The sequence below is a fragment of the Saccharopolyspora sp. NPDC049357 genome, from assembly GCF_040677225.1.
Classification (GTDB): domain Bacteria; phylum Actinomycetota; class Actinomycetes; order Mycobacteriales; family Pseudonocardiaceae; genus Saccharopolyspora.
This window is the reverse complement of record NZ_JBFAQJ010000002.1, coordinates 324,360-332,358: the sequence shown is the minus strand read 5'-3', so window position 1 is coordinate 332,358 and position 7,999 is coordinate 324,360. Positions and strand designations below refer to the sequence as shown.

The window sequence follows — 7,999 nt, the reverse complement described above, 5'->3', positions numbered from 1 at the left end:
GGCATGGTGCGCTCCAAACCGCCGATCCCGGCGATCACCGGCCTGTTCGGCAAGCCCACGGCTTTCGGACTCGAATTTCGCGCGAAATTCGAATGGCCCTGGTCACGGCGTGGGAACAAGGTCGCGGGTGCGGCGGTTGTACGGCGTGATGAGTGCGAGTGAAGATCAGATTCGGGGTTCGGCCAAGGGTGAGGCCTCGGTGCCGTTGTCGGTGTTGGATCTGGCGACCGTGGGGGTCGAGGACTCGCCGTCGGACGCACTGGCGGGGACCACGGAGCTGGCCAAGCGGGTCGAGGAGCTCGGCTACCACCGGATGTGGGTGGCGGAGCACCACGGGATGCCCGGGATCGCCAGCTCCTCGCCCGCGGTGGTGATCGCGCACCTGGCCGCGCACACGCGGACCCTGCGGCTCGGCTCCGGGGGTGTGATGCTGCCCAACCACGCGCCGCTGGTGGTCGCCGAGCAGTTCGGGACCCTGCAGGCGCTGCACCCCGGCCGGATCGACCTCGGGGTCGGCCGGGCGCCCGGCACCGACCAGGCCACGGCGCGGGCGCTGCGGCGCACCGAGGGGCCGCTGTCGGCGGAGGACTTCCCGCAGCAGCTCGGCGAGCTGATCGCCTTCCTCGACGACGACTTCCCGCTGGACCACCCCTACGCCGAGGTGCAGTCGGTGCCGCACGGCCCGCTGCCGCCGGTGTGGCTGCTGGGCTCCAGCGGCTTCAGCGCGCAGCTGGCCGGGGCGCTGGGGCTGCCGTTCGCCTTCGCCCACCACTTCAGCGCGCAGAACACGCTGCCCGCCCTGGAGCTCTACCGCGAGTCCTTCCAGCCCTCCGAGGTCCTCGCCGAGCCGTACTCGATGATCGGCGTGCAGGCCGTCGCCGCCGACACCGAGGAGGAGGCGCTGGACATCGTCCGGCCGATCGCGCTGAGCATGCTCAAGCTGCGCCAGGGCGTGCCCGGCAAGCAGCCCACCCGGCAGCAGGCGCGCGACTACCCCTACACCGAGCTCGACCGGGCGTTCGTCGACCACTGGCTGGCCGACGCAGTCCACGGCACCCCGGACGCGGTTCGGGCGGGGCTGGAGGAGTTGCGCGAGCGCACCGGCGCGGACGAGCTCATGCTCACGGCCAACCTCCCGGACGCGGAGACCAAGCTGCGCTCGTTCGAGCTGATCGCGAAGTCCTACCGGATGATCTGATCCGGGTCTTCCCAGGTCGGAGGTGGTTCCGGTCGGGATGGAGTGTGCCTGGCCACTCTAGGCCGAGGTCGCGAGCGGGCGCGTGTTGCGCGTGTCGTACGGTCTATTGACACCGGTGTTGCTAGGTGCCCGGTGTGTGGGCACGACGCGGGATTGAGGGATTGGCGTGAAGCCTGGTGTGCTGATCTTCTACCGGATCATGGCGTACGTCACTGCCGTGCTGCTGATCCTCTTGTGCGCCGCCATGGTGCTCAAGTACGGGCACTTCCTCGGCCTGTGGCCCGAAGGTTCGGCGACGCAGCAGACCGGAACGACGTGGGTCACCACGATCGGCATCGCGCACGGCTGGCTCTACATGGTCTACCTGCTGGTCGCGGTCGTGGCCACGACGCAGCTGCGGGTCCCGATGGGCCGGATGCTGCTGGTGCTGCTGGCCGGGACCATCCCGTTCGGCGCGTTCTTCGCCGAGCGCAAGGTCGTGCGCTGGCACGAGCTGCGGTTGGCGGGCAAGCCGATCGTGCAGCCGCAGACCGCGGAGGAAACAACCGCCTCATGACAGCCATCCCCGAGTCAGTGAACCGGTCCGAGCAGCCCGCACCGGAGAAGCCGGTGCGCCGCCGCACGGTGCTCGGCGCGTACTTCGCGCTGACCAAGCCGCGCGTCATCGAGCTGCTGCTGGTCACGACCATCCCCGCGATGTTCCTCGCCCAGCGCGGCATCCCGTCGCCGTGGCTGGTCGTCGTCACGCTGATCGGCGGCGCCATGTCCGCCGGGAGCGCCAACGCGCTCAACTGCGTCGCGGACTCCGACATCGACGCCGTCATGGACCGCACCAAGAAGCGACCGCTGGTGCGCTACGAGGTGCCGCGCCGCAGCGCGCTGATCTTCGGCATCGTGCTGGGCGTCGTGTCGTTCCTGGTGCTGTGGCTCGGGGCGAACCTGCTGGCGGCCTCGCTGTCGACGGCCGCGATCCTGTTCTACGTCTTCGTCTACACGCTGGTGCTCAAGCGCCGCACCTCGCAGAACATCGTGTGGGGCGGTGCGGCGGGATGCATGCCCGTCGTGGTCGGCTGGGCCGCGGTGACCGGCAAGGTCGAGTGGCCGGCGATCGTGATGTTCGGCGTGGTGTTCCTGTGGACGCCGCCGCACTTCTGGTCGCTGGCGATGAAGTACAAGGACGACTACGCCCGCGCGGGCGTGCCGATGCTGCCGGTGGTGGCCACCACCAAGCAGGTCTCGGCGCGCATCCTCGCCTACAGCTGGGCCACGGTCGGCTGCACGCTGCTGCTGTTCCCGATCACCAGCTGGGTCTACATCGCGCTGGCCGGGATCTCGGGCGTGATCTTCCTGGTCGTCGCGCAGCGCCTGCACAACAACGCCCGCAAGGGCCTGGCGCTGAACCCGATGAAGCTGTTCCACCTGTCGAACTCGTACCTGACGCTGGTGTTCGTGGCGATCGCGGTGGACGCGGCGCTGACGCCCGTGATCGGCTGACTCAGCGCATCACGGGGAACACCGGGGCGTCGCTGCGTCCGGTCGCCGCGTCGATGAGGGCGACCGGATCGGCGGTCTCGGCCAGCAGCCGGATCGTCACCTTCAGCGCCTCACCGGCCATCGGGCCGGGCAGCTCGCGGTCCAGGGCGGCGGCGATGTCGAGGTAGTGCACGACGCCCTCCATCACGAAGATCCGCAGCGCCTCGCGCGCGGGCACCACCGCGAAGCCGCCGTAGTGCACGGTCCTCTCCAGATCGGTCTCCCGGAGCCGGTCGATGGCCTGCGGGGCGACGGTCGCGAACTGGGCGACCAGCTCGTCGCTGGACATCGTTCGCGAGCGGGTGGTCGCCGACTCCTTGAGCAGCTCCGCGGTCTGCTCGGCCACTCCTCCCGGGCGCTGCATGAACGACAGCAGGTCGGCGGCGTCGTCGTGGCTGACCGGGGCGTCGGGGGAGGGGGCCTCGATGCCCGCCAGGGTCGCCGACGGGAACGGGCTGCAATGGGTGTAGACGTCCTTGACCGTCCAGCTCGGCAGCCGCGTGGGGCGGGTCCACTCGTCGTCGGTCAGCTCCTCGCCCAGTCGCGCCCACACTTGCCAGGTCTGGTCCAGGGCGTCGATGATCATGCTTCTCCGTTCGGCTGGAAGGACTCTTCTCTTCGGCCTCAGGTACCCATTCACTCACGAGATGTCGGCTGACGCGGATAATCTTTCCGGGTGTTCCGGTGTTGATCGACGACGAAACGCAGGAGCGTGCGATGAGCGGAGGTAGTCCGGCGGAGCACTCGCCGGAGCCACCGAGTACCGGTGAACCGCCTCAGGCCCCGGCCAGGCGCTGGGTGCCGCGCGTCCTGACGCCGGATTCGGTCGAGGCGGTCAACGTCGTCGAGCTGGCCGACGAGTTCGCCCGCACCCGGGGAGAGCCGCACGCCGGCCCTGCCGACCGGCTGGCCGCGGGCGTCATCGTGCTCGGCGAGGCGCTGGCGACCGAGGACTGCGCGCTGGTCGCGGCCTGGTTGCACTCGGCGCCCGCCGACGTGCGCGGGCCGGTGCTGTCGGCGGTGCTGGCCGCCGAGCCGCCGCGCGAGGTGCTCACCGATCTGGCCGCCGAGCACGCCGGTCGCGCCCGGATAGCCCTGCTGCGCTGCGAGATCGCCGGCCTGGTCAGCGGAGCGCAGGTGTCCGAACCGGTGCCGCTGACCTCGCACCCGTGGGGCGCGGACGAGGCCGAGGAAGCCCGGTCCCTGCTGGCGGAGGCCGCCGCCGAAGTCGCGCCGGACCGCGTCGACCTGCTGTTACGCACGGCCACCCGGTTCGGCGTCGACCTGCCGCCGGACCGCTTCGCCGCCGAGCGGTTCGTGGACTGGTGGGCCTCGCACCCCGAAGCCTCGCTGGACCCGGCGCCGTGGCCCTGCGGCGACGAGCTCGTCGCGTTGCTGCGGCAGACCCTCGGCGAGCGGCTCAAGCACTCCGACGTCGTTCTCACCGCCGTGAACGAGCACTGGTGGCCGCTGCTGCGGCACATCGCCACCGACCCGTTCGAGCCGCTGGACGCCGCGGTCATCTCGGCGGCGGTGCGCGCCAAGGGCGAGGCCCGCCGCGAGATCGTCGACCTGTTCGCCGACCGGCTGCGCGACCCCGATCTCCCCGACACCCCGGAGGCGGTGCTGGCCGCGCTGTTCAGCGCCGCACCGCCCACTGTGGACGAACTGCACCGGCTGATCGGCGCGCTGCCGGCCACGGCCGTCACCGAGTCGATCGCGCAGCGCGCGTTCTCGGTGCTGAGCAAGGCCAAGGTGACCGGCCGCCACCTAGACCTGCTGCGCGTGCTGAGCCACCACCTGTGCGCTGACCAGCGCGAACTGTGGTCCGAGGACGGCCGGGTGCGCTCCTGGGTGGCCGGGTTCTCCCGGGGCGCTGAGGCCGGTTCGTTGGAGGACGCCTCCGAGCGGGTGCTGCGCGCGCGGTTGCCCGAGGTGGTGACGGCGCTGCTGGCCGCCGAACCCCGCGCGGCGGTGCGCGCGATCGTGTCGGCCGGTCAGGTCCTGCAGCGGCTGTTGATGCGCGAGCTGCCCGCGGTGTGGAACGACGAGCGGGCCGAGGAGTCCCGGCGGGACCGCGCCGTCGCGCTGGCGTTCGTGCTGGCCTGGTCGGACACCGCGAGCGCCGACGTGCGCGCGGCCTACGACCGCGAGCTGGAGCGCTGGGCGCGCGGTGGCAGGCGCGCCGATCACCGGCGGATCAGCAAGCTGCTGCGCGTCTCGGCCGCGGAGCACGCCGCCGGTTGGCACGAGTGGTTGCAGGAGATCGTCAGGACCCCGGCCGAACCCGAGCGCGCCCCTCGCAAGTGGTGGCAGCGACGTCGTTGAGTGTCTGGAGCTGTTCAGCAGTCTCACTGGGAAGGATTGCCGTACGGCCGAAAGCGTGACACCGAGGGTCAATAACGGACATTCATCGCATCGATAGTGTATGACCGGTCACGGTGCGATAACGATCGACGTTCGGAGCGGGATACTGCTCGTGGGTAGTCATAGCGCAGGGCCACCGCCGCATCACCACCGGTGCCCGCGCCGAAGGGATTCCACGGGAGGTTCGCTCATGGGGGCGGCGCTCAAGGCGCACGCGGCATGGCTGGTCAACGCGCTGGGCATCGGGCGGAACCCGTTGCGCCGGCCGATCGACCGGCTCGCCGCCGGGCTCACGTTAATGCTGCTGATGGTCGCGATGATCGCGGTTCCGGTGTCGGGCATGGTCGCCGATTCCACGCATCGGGACCTCTCCGAACGCGCCGAGCAGGCGGCTCGCACCAGTCGTCCGGTGAGCGCGGTGGTCGTCGCCCCGCCCTCGCTGAGCATCCCGGTCTCCGAGGTCTACAGCCAGGACGCGGTCAGCTCCACGGCGGAGGTGGCCTGGCAGGCGGGTCTGCACGACCAGCGCTCCCGCGTGCAGGTGCCGTCGTCGGCGAAGGTCGGCGACAACGTCGAGGTGTGGGTCGACGAGGAGGGCTACCGCGTCCCGCCGCCGCCCGACGAGGGCTCGATCACGGCTTCGGCGGTGTTCGCCGCCCTCCTGCTGCTGGTGGTCCTGGAGATCGGGAGCTTCGCCCTGATCGGTGCGGTGCAGGCCGGTGCCCGCCGGATCGCGATGAACGCCTGGGCCCGCGAGTGGGATCACGTCCAGCGCGGCGGGACCTGGTCGCAGCGCTGACCGTCCGTCTCCGCCGACGCGCGGAGCCGCGGTTCGGTCACCCGTCGTCGCCGAGAACTTGAGGCCTCGTGGCGGTTGCGTTATCGATGAGCGACGCCAGCGTTGGCTGCCGTCACCCGGTCGGGTTAAATGTGGCCGCCGAACTTGTCAGTGGGACCCGGCGCTGTGTTTGGGTACCCGCGTGGATCTCCACAACGGAGCAGCACCTTTGACGAGCCGGTTGGTGCCGAGACCGGCACGTCATCGTAGGGACGAGGACACTCGCCCGCTGACGATCATGAGGGGATGCGGCAATGGGGGAGCAGCAGTCGACCGAGGCGGCGGAGAGCGTGCCGATCTACGAGGAGCTGGCCAGCGAGCTGTGCGATCCGGCCGGCACCACGTGGCAGTTCTCGCCCGCGCCGTCCTTCGCGGAGGAACTGGCCGAAGCGCTCGAGAACGACGAGACCGCGGTGGCGAGCTGACCGCTCACCGCTGGACGGTCTCCGGCGCCGTGATGTCCAGGTTCTTGGTCTCACGGGAGTACGCGAACGCCACCAGCGAGATGAGCGCGGTGACGATCATCCACACGGCCACCAGCCAGCCCGTGCCTCCGCCCTGGATGACCAGCGCGGAGGCGACCAGCGGCGAGAAGCCGCCGAGCGCCGCGCCGATCTCGCGGGACGAGGCGAACCCGGTGTAGCGCACGCGGGCGCCGAACAGCTCGGAGTAGAACGCAGGCTGCACCGCGATCATCGGAGCCAGGCCCAGTCCGGCGGCGACCACCAGCGCGAGCCAGATCAACGCGGGCTGCTGGGTGTCGAGCAGGGCGAAGAACGGGAACGCGAACAACCCGGTGAAGATCACGCTGAACAGGTTCAGCGGTTTGCGGCCCACCCGGTCCGACAGCGCGCCGTAGAGCGGTTGCAGCACGATCACCACGAACGTCGAGGAGATCACGCCGGTGAGCCCGACCCAGCGCGGCAGGTCCAGCGTCTCCTGGACGTAGGCGAGGCTGAAGGTGGCGTAGATGTAGACCACGGCGGTGTCGCAGATGTGCGCGCCGATGCCGATCAGGAAGTTGCGCGGGTAGCGGCGCATAGCCTCGAACACCGGCAGCTTGATGGTGCGGCGATCGGCCGACATGCGTTCGAAGACCGGTGATTCGGCGACCCGCAGCCGCACGTACAGCGAGAGCGCGATCATCACGAAGCTGAGCAGGAACGGCACCCGCCACGCCCACGCCTGCACGGCCTCGTCGCCGAGGCTCTCCACCAGCAGGAACGACACGGTTCCCAGCAGGAGTCCGATCTGCACGCCGGTCTGGGCGTAGGAGCTGAGGTAGCCGCGCCGATGCGGCGGGGCGTGCTCGCACAGCAGCGTCGAGGCGCCGCCGAACTCCGCGCCCGCGCCCAGGCCCTGGAGGACTCGCAGCAGCGTGAGCAGGACCGGGGCCCACACGCCGATCGTCTCGTAGGTCGGCAGCAGGCCGATGAGCCCGGTCGACACGCCCATGACCAGCGTGGTGAGCACCAGCGTCGCCCGGCGGCCGACGCGGTCGCCGAGGTGTCCGAACAGGAAGCCGCCGAGCGGCCGGATGGCGAAGCCGACGCCGAAGGTCGCGAAGCCGGCGATGGTGCCGACCGCGGGGTCGCTGGTGGGGAAGAACAGCTTGTTGAACACCAGCGTGACGGCGAAGCCGTAGATGAAGAAGTCGTACCACTCCAGGGCGGTGCCGACGACGGAGGAGGTGACCACGCGGCGGAGTTCTCGCGGCTGCGTGGGCGGGATCTGCTCGGAACCGATGGCGGCGCTGCTCATCGTCACTCCTCGATGCACCAGGGCGTGAAAAACCCCTGCGAGCAACGGGTTCCGCGTTGAACCCAGTTGGTGAGGTATGCCCGCAACCGCCCTGTCCGGGTCATTGGCGGCAATCGTGCCACGGCGTATGCGGAAGGCAAACCCTCCGCTTGTCCCGTGGCTCCTTCGTGACCACCCCGTGCCCGCCCTGCTCCGAACGGCGGACGCCCGCTGGGCCGAGCGTTGGCGTCGGCGGAGTGGTCGCGTTGTCGAGGTCCGTTGCCCGTGGGTGGTTTTCGTCCGAACCGCCCGTGGTCGACATC

At 70.3% G+C, this 7,999-nt stretch carries 8 protein-coding genes; 6 read left to right on the top strand and 2 right to left on the bottom strand.

Translation table 11 applies throughout. The features are described 5' to 3' along the window. Positions 1–148 precede the first annotated feature (148 nt). The 3 genes from AB0J91_RS03205 to AB0J91_RS03195 all read left to right on the top strand — a co-directional run bounded on the left by AB0J91_RS03205 (position 149) and on the right by AB0J91_RS03195 (position 2,692). Positions 149–1,198 (top strand): LLM class flavin-dependent oxidoreductase, encoded by a 1,050-nt coding sequence (locus AB0J91_RS03205; RefSeq protein WP_363794613.1) that lies wholly within the window; start codon positions 149–151, stop codon positions 1,196–1,198. 166 nt (positions 1,199–1,364) lie between these two features. Next, entirely contained in the window at positions 1,365–1,754 is a 390-nt protein-coding gene (locus AB0J91_RS03200; RefSeq protein WP_132674917.1) for a DUF3817 domain-containing protein, read from the top strand. Next, positions 1,751–2,692 carry a heme o synthase gene (locus AB0J91_RS03195; RefSeq protein WP_363863638.1) on the top strand — a complete coding sequence of 314 codons (942 nt, stop codon included), beginning with the start codon at positions 1,751–1,753 and terminating at the stop codon, positions 2,690–2,692. Before AB0J91_RS03200 ends, AB0J91_RS03195 begins: the two co-directional genes overlap by 4 nt. Before the next feature lies 1 nt (position 2,693). Here the strand turns inward: AB0J91_RS03195 and AB0J91_RS03190 are convergent, their stop codons facing one another. Continuing rightward, positions 2,694–3,317 (bottom strand): maleylpyruvate isomerase N-terminal domain-containing protein, encoded by a 624-nt coding sequence (locus AB0J91_RS03190; protein ID WP_363863635.1) that lies wholly within the window; start codon positions 3,315–3,317, stop codon positions 2,694–2,696. A gap of 131 nt (positions 3,318–3,448) precedes the next feature. Here AB0J91_RS03190 and AB0J91_RS03185 point away from each other — a divergent pair, with 131 nt between their 5' ends. From AB0J91_RS03185 to AB0J91_RS03175, 3 genes are all read left to right on the top strand, one after another. After that, positions 3,449–5,059, top strand: a complete 1,611-nt coding sequence (locus tag AB0J91_RS03185) for a GTPase-associated protein 1-related protein (RefSeq protein WP_363863632.1) — start codon at positions 3,449–3,451, stop codon at positions 5,057–5,059. A 229-nt stretch (positions 5,060–5,288) separates the two neighbouring features. Next, positions 5,289–5,897, top strand: coding sequence for a hypothetical protein (locus tag AB0J91_RS03180; protein WP_363863629.1), 609 nt, complete (start codon positions 5,289–5,291; stop codon positions 5,895–5,897). A 293-nt stretch (positions 5,898–6,190) separates the two neighbouring features. Further along, a complete protein-coding gene (locus AB0J91_RS03175) occupies positions 6,191–6,361 on the top strand; it encodes a hypothetical protein (RefSeq protein WP_363794603.1) in 171 nt (56 codons plus the stop codon). A gap of 4 nt (positions 6,362–6,365) precedes the next feature. On the opposite strand, the gene AB0J91_RS03170 is transcribed toward AB0J91_RS03175, so the two are convergent. Beyond that, positions 6,366–7,697, bottom strand: coding sequence for an MFS transporter (locus tag AB0J91_RS03170; RefSeq protein ID WP_363863626.1), 1,332 nt, complete (start codon positions 7,695–7,697; stop codon positions 6,366–6,368). Between the last annotated feature and the right edge of the window lie 302 nt (positions 7,698–7,999).

Bases quoted from the DNA above. Each gene is read 5' to 3' on its own strand.
- AB0J91_RS03175 (WP_363794603.1), top strand. From the start codon at position 6,191: ATGGGGGAGCAGCAGTCGACCGAGGCGGCGGAGAGCGTGCCGATCTAC.
- AB0J91_RS03170 (WP_363863626.1), bottom strand. From the start codon at position 7,697: ATGAGCAGCGCCGCCATCGGTTCCGAGCAGATCCCGCCCACGCAGCCG.
- AB0J91_RS03180 (WP_363863629.1), top strand. From the start codon at position 5,289: ATGGGGGCGGCGCTCAAGGCGCACGCGGCATGGCTGGTCAACGCGCTG.
- AB0J91_RS03205 (WP_363794613.1), top strand. From the start codon at position 149: ATGAGTGCGAGTGAAGATCAGATTCGGGGTTCGGCCAAGGGTGAGGCC.
- AB0J91_RS03190 (WP_363863635.1), bottom strand. From the start codon at position 3,317: ATGATCATCGACGCCCTGGACCAGACCTGGCAAGTGTGGGCGCGACTG.
- AB0J91_RS03185 (WP_363863632.1), top strand. From the start codon at position 3,449: ATGAGCGGAGGTAGTCCGGCGGAGCACTCGCCGGAGCCACCGAGTACC.
- AB0J91_RS03195 (WP_363863638.1), top strand. From the start codon at position 1,751: ATGACAGCCATCCCCGAGTCAGTGAACCGGTCCGAGCAGCCCGCACCG.